This window comes from Ornithinibacillus proteolyticus, assembly GCF_039581225.1.
Classification (GTDB): Bacteria; Bacillota; Bacilli; order Bacillales; family Amphibacillaceae; genus Ornithinibacillus; species Ornithinibacillus massiliensis.
Genome location: NZ_JBCPXV010000059.1, coordinates 1 through 16,544, shown reverse-complemented (window position 1 = coordinate 16,544; position 16,544 = coordinate 1). Strand labels below are relative to the sequence as shown.

Here is a 16,544-nt window from a genome sequence, read left to right as displayed (position 1 = left end):
ATTTTTGAAGGCTAATTTGCGCTTCACTCGAATGTCAGTGAGGGGCAAATCCAAAGTAGAAAATGAATTAGGATTTGCGTTAATGGCGGTGAATCTAAGGAAGTACACCGCCTCTAAAGCGAGTTAACTTAAAAAAATGACAATAGCCTAATGAAAATGGTTCCAATCATCCAAAAACGATGATCGGAACCATTTTTTTATTATTCTTGGCTAGTTATGTCCCAGCCCCTTTAACTATTTCTTAAAATGTCTTGGTTGGTAAGTTTTTATATTATTTTAGATATTTAAGCTCCTGCCGGACCTGTTGCTCCGGTTGGACCCGTTGGACCTGTTGGGCCGGTTGGGCCGGTTGCTCCCGTTGCTCCTGTTGCTCCTGTTGCTCCGGCTGGACCTGTTGCCCCGGTTGCTCCGGCTGGACCTGTTGCCCCGGTTGCTCCGGCTGGACCTGTTGCCCCGGTTGCTCCGGCTGGACCTGTTGCTCCCGTTGCTCCGGCTGGACCTGTTGCTCCCGTTGCCCCGGTTGCTCCCGTTGCCCCGGTTGCTCCTGTTGCTCCGGCTGGACCTGTTGCTCCCGTTGCTCCTGTTGCTCCGGCTGGACCTGTTGCTCCCGTTGCCCCGGTTGCTCCCGTTGCCCCGGTTGCTCCTGTTGCTCCGGCTGGACCTGTTGCTCCCGTTGCCCCGGTTGCTCCTGTTGCTCCCGTTGCCCCGGTTGCTCCTGTTGCTCCCGTTGCCCCGGTTGCTCCCGTGGCTCCGGCTGGGCCGGTTGCTCCCGTTGCCCCGGTTGCTCCCGTTGGGCCGGTTGGGCCTGTTGGACCTGGTAATCCGTTTGAACCATCAGCCTCTAAGAGTGCAACATCATCAACATAGATAGCAGGGGCTCGTAGTGCACTAATAGGCTTTGAAATAGTTACCCTGGCTTGAGTAGTACCAGCTGGTGCAACACTTGTCGTCTGGTATGCTCCTAACCAAGTATTATTTATAACAAGTGGAATATTATCATATCCAATAATAGTTTCTAATCCAATGCCGAGAACATTATTAGAGCTATCCAAAAATGCAACCTCTAAGTTGATAATAGGACTTGGTTGTTCATTGTCTTTAGCTAATGAAACTAGAAGTTCATAACTTCCACCAGCTTCAGCCGGTACTACTTGTGATAAGAAAGCATTTGCAGAACCACCAGCGAATCTAGCAGAATATACTCCTACGTGAGCATGTTCATTTGTAACATTAACATTTAGTGACTCCCAACTGGAAAGATCACCAGTTTCAAAGCTGCCATTGACTATTAAGTTATTTATTGCCAACCTAACTTCCTCCTTTACTATTTAATTTAAGTTCCATTACTAATTTTTATAGTATTGAAACTTCAAAATTATAGTATGTAATATCGATATGCTTGTTCAGGCGGTTAACCTATTCCAATATGAAATGTGCTTTCTTACAGGGGCAGAACAATTAGTCTGCAACAATTAACCTTATTTCGCTCTATCTACTAAATGGACAATACATATCATAATTTCCATAATCTAGTAAATTGAAAGGATATGGAATTCTACATTGCTATATTAAACTCTATAATTTATGGAAAATAATAAGTAAGGGATTCTCTAATATTGGATAGAGAGGATTTAAATTAAAAAAATTAGCTATATAGGGTTGATCAATAGCTAATTTTTAGTATTAAAAGAGAACCTCTATTCTAATTCCCATAGAATGGAGGTTCTTTTCTATTATTGTTTTACTCATCTAATGCTCTGGCCGGATTACCCACAACCACTTTATAGTCCAATACATCTTTAGTTACTACAGCTCCCGCTCCAACAACTCCCCCTATGCCAATTACTATTCCAGGGAGAAGTGTAGCATTATTACCAATTCTAGCTCCCTTTTTTATAATTGGTCCTTTATGTGGATAATTTCGTCTACCCATATATTTATCATTTGACGTGCTACAACACGGGCCAATAAATACTTCATCTTCAATTACCATATCTGCAGTAATATATGTCCCAGTTTGTACCGTAACTCGTTTACCAATCTCCGTATTCGTCTCCACCATAACATTTCTACCAACAATACTTTCTTCTCCTATTTTAACGTTTTCTCGTATACTTGCTAAATCACCAATAAATACACCTTGGCAGATTACTGATCCACTATATAGGACTGTATTACAACCAATTGTAACTTGGTCATGTATTTCCAATAAAGGAGCTGATAGGTTCGGTTTCCTCGCCATTTTGTTATTCGAGGCAGGTAATTTTCCTAGAACAGATAGATCCTCTACAGTAACGTTATCTCCAATTCTAGTTCCACTTTTAATAACAACATGATTCCCAATAACCACATTATCTCCAATTCTTACATTTTCCTCGATTATGACATGTTCCCCCAGCTTAACATTTCCTCCTATAACGGCCTTATTATGGATCATTTACCTCTCTCCTTACATTCATTTCTTTCGTAGCAAAAGATCTAATAGGAAGGGATACTTTTTTATCTTCTCTTGCAGATTCATATAACGCAAATATCGTCATAAGTGAACGCATAGCTTCTTTTTCGTTTCCTAGTAAAACCTCGTCTTCCTTCTCTAATGCGTCAATAAAATGTTGATACATATACACATGTTCATTATTATCCTTTAATAACGTTTTGAGTTCTTCCGTATCAAATGGGTTGGGGAGATAACATCGCTCCAATATATTAAAAGAAGGACCACCAATTGAAATGGTTCCTTTTTCTCCAAATACGGTTAAGTAGTAACCAAGATTGTTGGGTAGCGTGATGGTATTAGCCTCTATTATACCCTTAGCCCCATTTTCAAACGTAAGAATACCTAGTGCAATATCTTCTGTGCTTTTCACATCGAGTTTACGGTCAATTTCCCCTGTAACCATTTGTACATCTCCCATGAACCAAATCAATAAATCAATTAAGTGAACTCCTTGATTTAATAACATTCCACCATCTTTTTCCCAAGTACCTTTCCAGGCAGAATTATAATACTGGCTAGAACGATTAATACGCATGGATGCAACGCCAAAGTACAGTTCGCCTAACGCACCTTGCTCAATTAATTCCTTTATCCTACTCATTACTGGGCGATAGCGTAATTGATGACAAACTAAGACACGCTTACCTACTATCGACGATACTTCTGCTATAGTATTTGCATCGTCAATGGAAAGCGCTAATGGTTTCTCTAAGACCACATGCTTATGATGCAACAGTGCCTGAATCGCCATATCTGCATGCAAACTAGATACTGTCGCAATAATTACTATGTCAATCCGCTCATCTTCTAGTAAATCTTCATATTTCTTATATGCTAAAATCTCTTTCCTTTGCTCTGTTAACTGTCTGTATTCTTGCATTATGCTATCCATTTTACTTTCATCAATATCACTGACTGCCACTAAATCCAGCGCTTTTATCTTGCTAATAGTATCAATATGCCGATTAGCAATATACCCACAGCCTATAAGTCCCACAGTATATTTCATAGTTGGATCACTTGCTCGTTTAATTATTTTAATTATTTTATTTTGATCTTCCTTTGAAAGAAATGGATGCATTGGAATAGCAAATACTTCCTTCGACACACTCTCTGCTATTGGGAAATCCCCATGTCTGTAACCTAAGGTTTTATTTGCATCTTGTAGGTGTAAACATAAAGGATAATATATTCCTGTCTGGATTGAGGCATTCTTGAGCAATGTAATGAATTCCTCTCTATTGGATGATTTTATACAATACAAGTGATAGACATGGGATCGGTCCGACATGCGCATTGGTAATTCTATTCCATTTGTTTCTTTCAACCTTAAGGAGTAGTAATCAGCAATTGCATTTCGCCGCTCGTTCCAGTGATCAATCTCCCTTAAGCAAACTAATAATATAGCAGCATGTATTTCATCAAGCCTACTATTATAACCTGGTTCTGTATGATAGTACTTTTTTTTACTGCCATGGACTCGTAATCTCCTAATCGTTTGCGCCACAGTATCATTAGATGTCGTAATCATGCCACCATCCCCTACTGTTCCTAAATTCTTTGTAGGAAAGAATGAAAAACACCCAGCATCTCCAATACTCCCGACAGCTTTCTCCTTATATACTGCTCCAAAGGCTTGTGCTGCATCTTCAATCACTACTAAATTGTGTTTATTTGCGATAGACTGTATCTCATCCATATCAGCTGGTAACCCAAATAAATGGACCGGGATGATGGCCTTTGTTTTGGAAGTTATTTTCTCTTGTAGTTTATTAGCATCTAAAAGAAAAGTTTTTGGATCTATATCAACAAATACCGGAGTTGCGCCAACTCGAGTAATTGCCTCAGATGTTGCAAAAAAAGTAAACGGGGTTGTAATTACCTCATCACCTTGCCCGATACCAAAAGCCTCTAAAGTTAGAACTAATGCATCAGTACCATTTCCTACTGCTATAGCATGCTTTACCCCTAATCGTTTGGCAATTTCTTTTTCCAATTCACTAACCTTTGGTCCTAATATATAATTGCCACTTTCCAAAACTTGAATAATCGCATCCTTCATTTCCTGATGAATCGAGGCGAATTGTTTTTTTAAATCAATTAGTGGGATCATCTCTTCACTCCTTATTACTAGATTTATATGTTTATATTTGTATTGAAGCGAAGGGTTTTGGGGAACGGCGTATTAGAGGGAATATAACAATTCAACTAGTGCCCTAGTATTTAAGCCTTTTTATCTTATATCTTGGAACAGTCTCTGAAATGATTTCATATAAAGTATTAGCTCTATATTAGAGAGGATCGTTACACTATGAAACCAAAAAATTTAGTATCAAAGACTAGAGATATAAGGGCAACTTATAATTATAATCCAACCATAGCCGTTGTAGGTTTAGGGTATGTTGGGCTTCCTGTTACACTTGGATTTTCAAAGAAATACCAGGTAATTGGATACGATGTAAAACCGGAAAGGATACATTCCTTGAAACAGCATGTGGACACTACTAATCAAGTGACAAGCCAATCCTTAAAAGACGCTTCTATAGAGTTCACACTAGATGCTACCCGTCTACATGTATGTGATGTCATCATTATCTGTGTTCCTACGCCTCTAAATGAAAAGCAAGAACCTGACTTATCACATCTTATTAATGCCTCGAAAACAGTAGGGGAAAATATGCGAAGGAATACTGTCATTATTTATGAATCAACCGTTTTCCCTGGTGCAACAGAAGAAGTTTGTATTCCATTACTAGAGAAATGCTCAACTCTTCACTGTGGTCAAGATTTCTTTGTTGGCTATTCGCCAGAACGGATAAACCCTGGTGATACATCTCATACCTTTTCAACCACAGAAAAAATTGTTGCTGCACAGGACAAACAAACACTAGATAAAATATATGCTCTTTACCAAAGTGTCATAGATGCTAAGGTATTTAAAGCTAGCTCTATACCAGTAGCAGAGGCAGCTAAACTAGTTGAAAACACCCAACGGGATATTAACATTGCTTTTATGAATGAACTATCTATTATTTTTAGGCACCTAGGTTTACAAACACATGAAGTGCTAGAAGCAGCAAGGACTAAATGGAACTTCATTCCTTTTAATCCCGGTTTAGTTGGGGGGCATTGTATCGGAGTGGACCCATATTATTTCATCTATAAAGCAAAGCAAGAAGGGTACACACCGGAGCTAATGACAATAGCAAGGTCAGTAAATGATCGAATGTCTACTGAAGTAGTCTCCATTGTTAATCGATATATTGAGGAGAAGGGGTATAATCACAACGGGCTGAAGGTGGGATTATTAGGGCTTACCTTTAAAGAGGATGTTCCAGATTTACGGAACTCGAAATCTATCGAAATAGGTCATAAATTACAGAACGATGGGTTACATGTTGTAGCCTATGATCCTATTATTAATCAACAGGATCTGCCAGAGGATTTCAATTTGCCAATAGTAGAAAAGGAAGATCTGATTAACTTTGATATTATAATTCTAGCAGTTTCTCACAAACAATTTCGCGAGATGCATGACGATGATTTTTATAATTTATTTAAAGATAATACGGGATTGATTGTTGATGTGAAGGGATTATGTACCAATAGGGTGTTTGGAGAAAGCATTGAGATTATTAGTCTGTAGATTGTAAAATTCCTACCAAAAGGAGCTGTTCATCTTGAAAGCAAAACCATTAGTTAAAGTAAATACGGATCGAAAAAAACTAGTTGCAAAACGAGTTGCTGGTGGTTGTGGCTGTGGAAAGAAAAAAACAGTAATAAATAATAAATCCCCAAAGACATCTTAACCGACCTTCGGGGATTTATTTTACTTACTAATTAGACTAGTTTATACCCACAATTCGAGCAGAAATTTGCTCCACTTGCTTTATTCCCACAGTTAGGACAGAAATTAGGCCCTGTTCCGGAGGATTGATTAGTAGATTGCTGAGCAGGCTGTCCTTGCTGTTGGTTTTGTTGCTGTTCCTGATTAGTGGATGGGTTTATATTTTTCATCATTTCATTTGCCATTGTCATACCCATCATCATACCAGCCATATCACCAGCAGTTCCTGAACCTTGCATTTTCCCGGAAGACATTGCATCCGTTACTTCGATTTGCTGGTATTTTGATACATCACCGACCATACTATGTTTCGCACTCTTATTCACCATTTCCTGCACTTCTTTTGGATAGTTAAAGCTACTCACGCTAAAGCCAGTTAGTGTCATCCCCATATCATGGATTTCCATATCTAAATCTTCACGAATACCTCTTGATATTTCTAATCCATTAGCTTGTAAATTAAATAAGTCCTTACCCTCTCGAGTAATCCACTTCATTAGCAATTGATCTAAAATAGAAGTGATACGGATTTTCACATCATCGACTAGATAGCGACTTTTTACACCAGCTATATTATCGATTAACGTAATATAATCATTTACTTTAAATTCGAAAGTTCCATTCGCTCTAATTGGTAAACCTCCTGGAAGGTTCAACTGGGGTGCTGGAATATTAATTGCACTTCTAGTACCCCATTTCACATTGAAGATTTTCGTATTAACAAAAATTACTTCGACCCGGAGACCACTGTTAAATCCGAACTTGAAGCCTTTTAGAGTTGATAGGAAGGGGATAATCTCTGATTCGATATTATAGTCTCCCTCTTCCTTAAAGATTCCTTCTATTTTACCATTTGATAGAAAGATAGCATCCTGACCAGGACGAAGTATTAATCTACTTCCCTTTTTTATCTCCTTATTATTCCATTTCCAAAATATCATATCATCGCGAAATTCTTCCCATTCGATTACATCTGAAAATTGATTTCTAAAAAAAGCCATTTATAAACTTCCTCTCATTCATTAATTAATATTAAAAGCTACCACCTTTACCAGTATATGAGCTCCCTCCCCGGGTAACCCCACCGCCACCTCCGCTTCCTCCGCGGTTGTTATTAGAAGGTTTTTTACGTTTGGTTACATTCTTGGTTAGGAAAATATCTTTACGTTTTAAAACTTTAAAGTCCCCGGTATAAGTTCGTTCATTTACTGTTACTTTTCCACCAGAGTTATATGCCATTGTTCCAACAATTATCCCACCTATTAGTAACGCTATTATAACGTGAAACCATGTATCAAATATAATACTTTCGGGATTAACACCTGGCATATAACGCATGTATCGTGACCCAGTTTCCACAAATGTCTTAAATGCATCAAAATATTTATCAGCCGATAATGGAGGAACAAGTTCGTTAAATAGTAAATCTACTCGTTGACTATCTAAATGTTTTTGTGCACCTTCAAAGCTTGCGATATAGAAATCCCGATTATCTATATCTATTGCCAGTATGACTGTACTTCCATGGGGCTTATCATATCCAAAAGCCATTTCATCATAAAAGTCTGCCATATACTGCTCTACTGTTTTTCCATCGGTATCTTCTGTAATAACGATAATAAAATCGGTCTTCCTTTTTTCACTATGTTCATCAGCTAACTGTTCTAGGGCTTCAACTTCTTCATCCGATAATAGGTTAGCATAATCATAAATACGTTGTGTTGAACCATCGGCGAAAACTGTGAAAGATGAACTACATATAAAGAGAAGAAATAGAATACTAGCGAATATTACCTTTTTTATATCCCTCATAAAAGTTCACCCCCAATTGCAAAGGAGAGGATTTTCATTCCAATAAATGAAATAGCAGCAATACTCCCCCACCAAGCAGCAATCTTCTTCTTGCTAAGGGGTGGCTTTCCAACTACCTTTCCGGTAACACCATTCATTGCAAATGTATGCTCCTGTTTATCAAAGTCGTAATACACCATCCAAACCGGTAGTAAAACATAATGGGCTTTTCTTTCTCTAGTATTAATGTTTTGATCTACGTATTTAACGGAGGAGTATCCATTAATCGTCGAACTTACGTATTTATTAATGTAACTGCTCACCTTAGACTTTACCCTAGGCAGTAGATCTTTATTGTTATAATTATATTTTTCTGCTAGATAGCCTGCCAGATAAGCTGTCTTAAAGTCTTTTAACTTCCCAAAATCATACGGCTCTAGTTTATCCATTAATTCATCGTTCATCTTCTTTGATGCGTCTACAGGAACCTTCTGAAAGGTTAAATCAATCTTTCGCTCGACATCATAATACTTCGTTTCTGTATAAATATAGTCTCCTCGCGTATAACTCCTTACTTTCGTAGCCTTTGCTCGTACTTCTGCAACACTATGTAAATCATAAAGCCAAAAAGGCACATACATTCCAGTTATGTTCTTAATGCGGTCAGCCGTCATAAAACCATCCGGAGTAAGGCGACCATTTTTACACCATTTCTTAAAGGCTTCCATTGCTTGTTCCTTACTAATCTGGAATGGTAAAACCATGTCTGGAGCAAGGCTTCCAGATACTCGGTCAGCTAGTACGACTCCTGCACCACAGAAACTACAAGAGGTAGCTGACGTATCTGCATCTGTGATTACGGCCGCACCACAGTTATTACATTCGTATTCCTTCGCTTCATCTTCTGAAAATGTATTGAATATATAGTCATCCGAGAATTCTTCAATCGAGTCATTACGCCCACAGCTTGCGCATGATAGGTTACCAGATACTGAATCAAATGCCATATCATCGCCACAGTTAGGACATTTATAATGAATTATCATGTGATCACCTCATATCCCCTTATTTTATATGCTATTTTAGTTTATCTTTTAATGCTGCCATCTCTATATCAATACTTTCATCATATGGTGAGGAAATGGCCTCTATGTCAGAATCGAGTCCATACCGTAATTCTTCCAGAGCTTCAGCCTCTGCCAACGCCCGATTGGCTTTTTCCTCTAACTGATCAAACTTTGTTAAACGAACGTTTGATTGAGACGGACCATTCTCCATTGCTTTCTTCTTACTTTCTGCAGCTTGTAGTCGTCCTACTAAAGTATCCCGTTTATTTTTGAGCTCCATTACATCATACTTTAACTTCTCTTGGGCAAGCTTCATTTGTTCAGCCTTCAGAGAGGCAAGCTCATATTGCTTTTCCAAATCCTGTAGCTTCACCTTCAGATTAGCCTTTTCCATTAAAAATCTCCGTGCTTTATCCTCATCGTCTACTTCAAGGGATTTAATCGCATAACGCTCCATCTTTTTCATTTCTGATTTGCATTCCTCAAGCTGTCTACGTGTACGATTCATCGCTGTTATTGCTGCATCACTTTCCACATTTAAATCTCTTAAGTCCTGCTCTATTTCGCGAATAAACCGGTTTACTTCTACTTCCGGGTCTTCTTCTTTTCTAAATTTCTCTTCTATATTGCTTGCTAAAATAGCTCGAATTCGTTTGAAAGTACTCATTTCCGCTCACCACTCCCCTACTTTCTATAGTACTATAAATACGGTTGTATAGCGTAAAAAGTTTCAGGAAACTAAAAACATGGTTGTCGCTTCCTTCTTAGGAATAACCTACCCAAAAGACAAAACGCTCCTACCTCTATACCCTCATCTAGTGATTATCCTATGCTTATTCACATGTAGAGTAACTAGTACACTAGTATTACAGGCTTTTAACATGATTCACATAATTGGATAAAACCATTAATTTATATTTAAAAGATTTTATTAAATGTCGATAATATAGTGGGAGTTGTTCATTATTTAAGTTTTGAATGAAAAATAATCATAGTAAAGCATCGTAATGATACGTAACTCCTATATTTCAAAAGAGGAGCTGAATTTCACTATGGCTGATGGAACTTATACAATGAAGGTTAATGTAGCAAAGAAGACGATTGACATGACCGTAAGTGGTACCTTTACCCCTGAAAAAGCTCAACAGTTTATTGATGATTATCAAAAGAAGGTATCATCCATTAATGCAAGTGAATTTGTTTTAGAATTTGATTGCAGAGATTTGGATGTCGTAACCCAACAGATGATACCAACTCTTGAGAGCTGTTTAGAACTGTATAAATCATCTGGATTTAAAAAAGTAGAAGTAGGAATTAGCAAGAGTGCTATCATTTCCATGCAATTAAACCGCTTGGCAAAAAAAGTTGGATTAGACAATTTCGAGGTCGTTCAAAAATATTAGTTTAATGAAGGTAAGGAACCATTACGTTTCCCTACCTTTTTTACCATTCTTTGTATCTACTAAATTATTCGAGAGGTATATTATGACTAATATCAGAATTAAAGCAGTGGATGTTTATCATGCAAAAAAACAAGTTGACAATGCTGTATACGTTGAACACTTTCAAAAACAAGGAAAAGATATAACAAATTTCTTGCATATAATGGGTAGAAACAAGCGTTATGTAATTGATAATCAAGAGGAAAATACGAATACAATGGCGATTGAGGCTGCCAATCGGGTGTTAAAAAAGGCTGAGCTAGAAGGAAAGGATATCGATATGATTGTCTTTTCGAGTCAAGTACCTGAAGTCACTGTTCCTACCAATGCTATGTTCCTTCATCATGCCATTGAAGCAAAAAAAGGTACGGTTATTTTCGATATGAATGCCAATTGTGCTGGAATGACAATTGCAGTAGAACAGGCTTCACGATACATGATGTCTAACCCTCATGTTGATACAGCCCTTGTGGTAGGCTCTGATTATCTTTCTTTAGTGGCCGATCCAAATGATGCGATGACTTATGCTAACTTCGGAGATGCTGCTAGCGCAGTTATCTTAGAAAAGACCGAGGAAGAAACAGGCTTTATAGATGCTATGTTCGAAGTAGACTCTAGTAATCGAAATAATATTTTATTTCCAGAGAAGGGACTAGCCCAAACCATTAAAGCTGGAGAAAGAGCAGAATCGATGCGCTGGCTTCCATTTGATGGAACGATGTCTCTACCTTATACTTATGACATGTTTGAAACCATATTAGAGAGAAATCAGCTCACTATTGAAGATGTCGATGTTTTCTGCTTATCTCAATTTGCTAAAGTGAATATTGATAAAATACAAGAGCGCTTTAATATACCGCAGGAAAAAATCATTTATGTAGGGGATGAGTATGGCTATACTGGGACAAGTAGTCCATTTATTGCCCTCCATGAAGGGATTGAAACTGGTAGGATAAAGCGTGGTGACTTAGCATTATTCTGGACCATTGGTGGTGGCCACGAGTTTATTACGATGCTATTTCGCTATTAATAGATTTCTAGATATCACCTTGCTTACTAAATTTCCCTTTCGTTACCTAAACATAACGTAAGCATGGTTTACTCTAATAATAAATAGAATCGATTTATAACAGAAGTAAGAGCGAAACAAATGAATACGAATCCATACTAGCCCTGGAAATATACCTATACTTCATAAGATAATAGTGTCCTCCTCATGAAGAGGTAACCTCCATCATATCAAGTTAGGTATACTTCCGGAGCAAGGTATATGCTAATCGAGCTTTATGTTAGCCTTCACTACTAGCCCATAGTAAAAATACGAATTGCCACAATGGACACATATCCACAACTAAATGGTCAAAATCGCCTTCCCGCTATGTTTATCATTAATTTAGAATCCCTTTTCCATTAACCATCGCATAATGCTTTCTTCTCTTCTCTTGCTATCGTCAAATTGGGTATTATATTTACTCATTTTCTTCTCTCCGACGAGCTTTCCATCCGCCATTAACAACACCCTATCCGTTTTCGCTGCTACTTTAGCATCGTGGGTAACTAGTAGAATCGTTGTTCCTTGTTTATTAATTTCAGTAAGGATGGACATAATTTCTGCTGTTGCTTTGGAGTCCAATGCTCCGGTAGGTTCATCTCCAAAATTTTGGCGTCCAATTTATTTAAGAGATTCTGTTGTTGTTCTTTGTCGAGCTCCTGAAGTATATCTGCTACCATGTGTTAGTTGGGATTCTTACAGTTGATGACATGATCGATGTACTAATGAAAGAAGCGACAGAAGACATAGAGAAATTGTCAGCTTCAGGTAAAGATATTGACTTTGATACGAAAGCACCAGTAGCAGCCTATCGGAGATTACCTTGGCTAATTCTGCTATTGTTTATTGGATTAATATCCGGAACGATTGTCAGTACTTTTGAAGAAACACTTGAAAAAGTTGTCGCTTTAGCATTCTTCATGCCTATGTTCGCAGGAATGACTGGAAATACGGGTACACAGTCATTGGCTGTAGTTGTTAGAGGGCTTACTACACGAGATATTAACAAAGTCGTGATAGCCAAGATTATTTGTAGAGAGCTATTAGTAGGTATTATTATCGGCGTAACTTGCGGAATTCTGATTTCCGTAATTGCGTATATTTGGCAAGGTAGTCCGATACTAGGACTCGTTGTCGGTAGTACTTTAGTGGTCACTCTTATTATCGGAACATTAGCAGGAACTATCATTCCATTAATTCTCCATCATTTTAAAATTGATCCTGCTGTAGCATCCGGGCCACTAATTACAACCTTAAATGATATTTTGTCATTAATGATTTACTTTGGCATTGCGACAATTTTTATAAGCCACTTAATGTAGATATCAAAAAAATTCCCCTTATAAAATGCGGATAAATACTTGTCTGTTTTTTATATGGGGATTTTTTACGTGTACTAACAACTTACTGTTAAACAGTATTCGCTTATCACCGTAATCCCCGCGAATTTTTCTTAAGTAATCATGTAAGTATCATTTATCATCTTTCTCTATGAATGGATTACTTTATACATGGAATAATACCAACTGTATACGTTTAATGGTCTAGGAGGAATTTGGGGTTTGGGTGAAATCGTCATTACTTTACTACGAACACTAATCGTTTTTATTGTACTATTACTATTATTTCGTTTAATGGGTAAAAAGGAATTAGGAGAAATAAGCTTACTTGACATTATTGTCTCCCTCATGATTGCAGAACTAGCAGTCATATCCATTGAAGACATTAACATCTCGATGATTAGAGCATTATCGCCTATCTTTTTACTTATCCTCTTACAAGTAACACTCGAAACCTTTGGAATAAAAAGTCAACAATTTCGTAAAGTAGTTGAAGGTACGCCAGTTATGTTAATTGATAATGGCAAATTAATAGAAGAGAATCTCAGAAAGCATAAATATACTTTAGATGATATTCTATTTCAATTAAGGCAAGCAGAAATCGCTGATATAAGTGAAGTAGAATATGCTGTCTTAGAAAGGTCCGGAAAGTTATCTATCTTCAAAAAAGGAAATAGCCATTTTACCTTACCATTAATCTTAGATGGCATCATTCAAGAGAACAATCTAAAAATACTTAAAAGAACAAAGGAATGGTTACTAACTGAACTACAAAATAGGGGCCACAACCAAATAGAGAATATATTTTATTGTAGCTACATGAACGAGGAATTTCACATTCAAGAGAAGGACCAGAATAGACGTGTCTAGTTTTAAATATTTATTGATAGATTAATTCCAGGCCGAGTATGAGATTCTCAACATAACGATAAAGCTTCACCTATCCCCAGTTTCAAGGAAGGTAGAATGCCAATTAATCTTACTATGAGCGTCAATCTATCTCGTCTCGTCACTAATCTTGTTAACTATTTGTTATAACAACATTTATTCGGTACGAAAAAGTTCATGACTGTAACCGCACCTTTATTGTAAAAATCCTTTCCAATCACCCACTACATAAGTCGTAATATTTTAATAATTCTATCCAATTTTGATTCCTAAGTTGCATATACCCCTTCTAATTCTTTTTTTATAATCAAATTATATCATTGATCTTGCTGCTATAAAAAAATGATAAGGAGGAGAATCATGCTACGTAAACTAGTCTATATGATGTTATCGATTGCCTTAGTCACCATGACGTTGTTCAGTACTGGTGCTACAACCCAAGCCGGGTACGACTTTTTTAATGGACCGACGATTGAAAAACAACATCCTAAGAAGGCATCGCTTAAGCCACATCCGAAATTTTCTTGGGGTAATCCTGTCCCATCCTCGCCAGTTCTACATCCTGGCTCTATCAGAGGCGCTGGAATGATAGAAGCGCCGTTATCGAATATTGATTCCATAATGGAATCGATGATTGATAATGGAGCATTCCCTGGTGCTGTTACCTTTGTCGCTCGAAGTGGACATATTGTTCAGCACGAAGCGTATGGACATGCTTATTTATACGAAGACGATCAATTTACTGAGGCAGACAATCCAATACTAATGAGAAAAGACACGATTTTTGACCTTGCTTCGATTAGCAAGATTTTCACAACAACGGCAGCAATGAAACTGTATGAAGATGGCCTTTTCCAACTTGATGATCCTGTCGCAAAACATATTCCAGAATTCGCAACAAACGGAAAGCAGCATGTGACGATACGTCAACTCATGACCCACACATCCGGATTTCCACCTAGCGCCCCTGTCTATGATGTAGAGGGGACTCGTGAGGATCGCCACCAATATGTACTCCAGTATCCACTTACAAATGAACCTGGCACCGCATATACGTATAGTGATTTAAATATGATAACGTTAGGAATACTGATTGAGCGCTTATCTGGTCAAAGATTAGATCACTATGTCAAGGAAACCATCACAGATCCGCTTCATATGAACGATACGATGTATAATCCACCTGAATCATTAAAATACCGAATTGCCGCAACAGAGTATATGCCATGGACAGATAGAGGTATTGTATGGGGACAAGTTCATGACGAAAAAGCATGGGCACTTGACGGTGTTGCAGGTCATGCTGGTGTCTTTTCAACTGCTCATGACTTGGCCATTCTTGCACATATGTTTCTTAATGAAGGTAGATATGGAGGAACACAATTATTAAAGCCTGAAACGGTTACTCTACTAGTAGAAAATCAAATACCAGAATTCCCTGGTGATGATCATGGACTTGGTTGGGAGCTATCACAGATGTGGTATATGGAAGGCCTAACGGAGGCATCCTCCCTTGGACATACAGGATATACTGGTACATCCATTGTAATTAATCAAAACAACGACACCATCGCCATATTACTAACCAATCGTGTTCATCCGAGCCGAAATACGGTTTCAACCAATCCAGCGAGACGCCAATTTGCCGAGCTAGTTGCTGATGCGATTCCTGTCTCAATGCCTAATAAGAAAGATGGGGCATGGTTTGCAGGATATGGTGACCTTTTAGATCGAACACTAACCGCTGAGGTAAATTTAGGTACAGATGCCACTTTAACATTTGATACATGGTATCGAACAGAACAAGACGCAGACTTTGGAATCGTCGAAATATCATATGATGGGAAAAATTGGGTACAGCTAATCGAACCATTCACAGGTACTAGTATTGACTGGATATCGAAAGAAGTAACCATTCCAGCTGAGACTACACATATCCGTTTCCGCTATCATACAGACACGTATTATCATGGACGTGGTTGGTATGTTGCAAACCTAACGCTCCATGATTCTTCTCATACGAAACTACCGGTAGATTGGGTCAGTGACGATTGGGTAAAACGTAATTATTAAAGCTATATGTTATTTGTCACACTGCCCAAGTTAGAACTTCTTTCTTATAAAGACTAATCTTATTTTAAGTTACTACCCATAAGTTTTGAGTAAACTTATGGGTAGACTACTAGTTGACTTAGAAACAAGGACATCTAACTGGATTCCACTTCCTACAAGTTAAATTAGAAACTAACTTAGGGTCTATACCATACCAAAGGACTCCCCTGCGATATAAAGTCCTATTTAAATCTACCACGTGAGTAGTATCTTCATTGCTAAACCCTTCAACAGACTCTACTGTTTTTAACTTATTTTTAAGCAATTTCCTTAAAGAATTTTCCTTTAAAATATATCTCTCCAACTCCCCTTTCATCTTCAGTAATTGCACCAACACTTCATCACTCCATTTCCATCTTTTCTATCAAATGCTTCTCTTAACAGTTGTTAGAGTAAAATGTTTATGGGAGAACATATACCTCATCTTTGGTGTTGAAGTCTTACGACTTCAACACCAAAGATGAGGCCAGCAAGCGGAGCGCGGTAGTAGTATAGAGGCATTTTCAATG

The 16,544-nt window shown here is 37.9% G+C and carries 13 protein-coding genes and 2 pseudogenes; 7 read left to right on the top strand and 8 right to left on the bottom strand.

Features of this window, described 5'->3' with window-relative positions:
- Positions 1–284: 284 nt before the first annotated feature.
- The 3 genes from AAIB49_RS17670 to AAIB49_RS17660 all read right to left on the bottom strand — a co-directional run bounded on the left by AAIB49_RS17670 (position 285) and on the right by AAIB49_RS17660 (position 4,610).
- Positions 285–1,307 (bottom strand): NTTRR-F1 domain, encoded by a 1,023-nt coding sequence (locus tag AAIB49_RS17670; RefSeq protein ID WP_343458784.1) that lies wholly within the window; start codon positions 1,305–1,307, stop codon positions 285–287.
- Between the two features lie 434 nt (positions 1,308–1,741).
- Positions 1,742–2,437: an acyltransferase gene (locus AAIB49_RS17665; protein ID WP_186869063.1), complete on the bottom strand. Its 696-nt coding sequence runs from the start codon at positions 2,435–2,437 to the stop codon at positions 1,742–1,744.
- A complete protein-coding gene (locus AAIB49_RS17660) occupies positions 2,427–4,610 on the bottom strand; it encodes a DegT/DnrJ/EryC1/StrS family aminotransferase (protein WP_343458783.1) in 2,184 nt (727 codons plus the stop codon). Before AAIB49_RS17660 ends, AAIB49_RS17665 begins: the two co-directional genes overlap by 11 nt.
- A 198-nt stretch (positions 4,611–4,808) precedes the next feature.
- Between AAIB49_RS17660 and AAIB49_RS17655 the strand changes: the two genes are divergently transcribed.
- Positions 4,809–6,143 (top strand): nucleotide sugar dehydrogenase, encoded by a 1,335-nt coding sequence (locus AAIB49_RS17655; RefSeq protein ID WP_186869066.1) that lies wholly within the window; start codon positions 4,809–4,811, stop codon positions 6,141–6,143.
- A gap of 34 nt (positions 6,144–6,177) precedes the next feature.
- Entirely contained in the window at positions 6,178–6,306 is a 129-nt protein-coding gene (locus AAIB49_RS17650) for a hypothetical protein (RefSeq protein WP_255488081.1), read from the top strand.
- 31 nt (positions 6,307–6,337) lie between these two features.
- On the opposite strand, the gene AAIB49_RS17645 is transcribed toward AAIB49_RS17650, so the two are convergent.
- Genes AAIB49_RS17645 through AAIB49_RS17630 form a run of 4 tightly spaced genes read right to left on the bottom strand, consistent with a single transcriptional unit; the run spans position 6,338 to position 9,869 of the window.
- On the bottom strand, positions 6,338–7,345 hold the full coding sequence (locus AAIB49_RS17645) for an SPFH domain-containing protein (RefSeq protein WP_186869067.1): 1,008 nt from the start codon (positions 7,343–7,345) through the stop codon (positions 6,338–6,340).
- 31 nt (positions 7,346–7,376) lie between these two features.
- Complete coding sequence (locus AAIB49_RS17640; RefSeq protein WP_343458781.1) at positions 7,377–8,156, bottom strand: TPM domain-containing protein; 780 nt, start codon at positions 8,154–8,156, stop codon at positions 7,377–7,379.
- On the bottom strand, positions 8,153–9,181 hold the full coding sequence (locus tag AAIB49_RS17635; RefSeq protein ID WP_343458780.1) for a TFIIB-type zinc ribbon-containing protein: 1,029 nt from the start codon (positions 9,179–9,181) through the stop codon (positions 8,153–8,155). The genes AAIB49_RS17640 and AAIB49_RS17635 overlap by 4 nt, the downstream gene beginning before the upstream one ends.
- Positions 9,182–9,212: 31 nt before the next feature.
- Positions 9,213–9,869, bottom strand: a complete 657-nt coding sequence (locus AAIB49_RS17630) for a PspA/IM30 family protein (protein WP_339217088.1) — start codon at positions 9,867–9,869, stop codon at positions 9,213–9,215.
- A gap of 385 nt (positions 9,870–10,254) precedes the next feature.
- On the opposite strand from AAIB49_RS17630, the gene AAIB49_RS17625 reads away from it, so the two are divergent.
- Positions 10,255–10,605: a hypothetical protein gene (locus AAIB49_RS17625; protein WP_339217089.1), complete on the top strand. Its 351-nt coding sequence runs from the start codon at positions 10,255–10,257 to the stop codon at positions 10,603–10,605.
- Positions 10,606–10,687: 82 nt separating this feature from the next.
- Positions 10,688–11,674, top strand: coding sequence for a ketoacyl-ACP synthase III (locus AAIB49_RS17620; RefSeq protein WP_343458779.1), 987 nt, complete (start codon positions 10,688–10,690; stop codon positions 11,672–11,674).
- Positions 11,675–12,037: 363 nt separating this feature from the next.
- Here AAIB49_RS17620 and AAIB49_RS17615 read toward each other — a convergent pair.
- Positions 12,038–12,301, bottom strand: a pseudogene (locus tag AAIB49_RS17615) (ABC transporter ATP-binding protein); the annotation flags it as partial.
- 74 nt (positions 12,302–12,375) lie between these two features.
- On the opposite strand from AAIB49_RS17615, the pseudogene mgtE reads away from it, so the two are divergent.
- From mgtE to AAIB49_RS17600, 3 genes and pseudogenes are all read left to right on the top strand, one after another.
- A pseudogene (mgtE, locus tag AAIB49_RS17610) lies at positions 12,376–13,017 on the top strand (magnesium transporter); the annotation flags it as partial.
- 240 nt (positions 13,018–13,257) lie between these two features.
- Positions 13,258–13,905, top strand: coding sequence for a DUF421 domain-containing protein (locus AAIB49_RS17605; protein ID WP_343458778.1), 648 nt, complete (start codon positions 13,258–13,260; stop codon positions 13,903–13,905).
- A gap of 378 nt (positions 13,906–14,283) precedes the next feature.
- Positions 14,284–15,996, top strand: a complete 1,713-nt coding sequence (locus AAIB49_RS17600; RefSeq protein WP_343458777.1) for a serine hydrolase domain-containing protein — start codon at positions 14,284–14,286, stop codon at positions 15,994–15,996.
- Positions 15,997–16,544 lie beyond the last annotated feature (548 nt).

What these genes read in the sequence shown, in the direction of transcription:
- AAIB49_RS17660 (WP_343458783.1), bottom strand. Translation starts at nt 4,610, where the DNA reads ATGATCCCACTAATTGATTTAAAAAAACAATTCGCCTCGATTCATCAG.
- AAIB49_RS17665 (WP_186869063.1), bottom strand. Translation starts at nt 2,437, where the DNA reads ATGATCCATAATAAGGCCGTTATAGGAGGAAATGTTAAGCTGGGGGAA.
- AAIB49_RS17645 (WP_186869067.1), bottom strand. Translation starts at nt 7,345, where the DNA reads ATGGCTTTTTTTAGAAATCAATTTTCAGATGTAATCGAATGGGAAGAA.
- AAIB49_RS17630 (WP_339217088.1), bottom strand. Translation starts at nt 9,869, where the DNA reads ATGAGTACTTTCAAACGAATTCGAGCTATTTTAGCAAGCAATATAGAA.
- AAIB49_RS17635 (WP_343458780.1), bottom strand. Translation starts at nt 9,181, where the DNA reads ATGATAATTCATTATAAATGTCCTAACTGTGGCGATGATATGGCATTT.
- AAIB49_RS17620 (WP_343458779.1), top strand. Translation starts at nt 10,688, where the DNA reads ATGACTAATATCAGAATTAAAGCAGTGGATGTTTATCATGCAAAAAAA.
- AAIB49_RS17655 (WP_186869066.1), top strand. Translation starts at nt 4,809, where the DNA reads ATGAAACCAAAAAATTTAGTATCAAAGACTAGAGATATAAGGGCAACT.
- AAIB49_RS17600 (WP_343458777.1), top strand. Translation starts at nt 14,284, where the DNA reads ATGCTACGTAAACTAGTCTATATGATGTTATCGATTGCCTTAGTCACC.
- AAIB49_RS17625 (WP_339217089.1), top strand. Translation starts at nt 10,255, where the DNA reads ATGGCTGATGGAACTTATACAATGAAGGTTAATGTAGCAAAGAAGACG.
- AAIB49_RS17640 (WP_343458781.1), bottom strand. Translation starts at nt 8,156, where the DNA reads ATGAGGGATATAAAAAAGGTAATATTCGCTAGTATTCTATTTCTTCTC.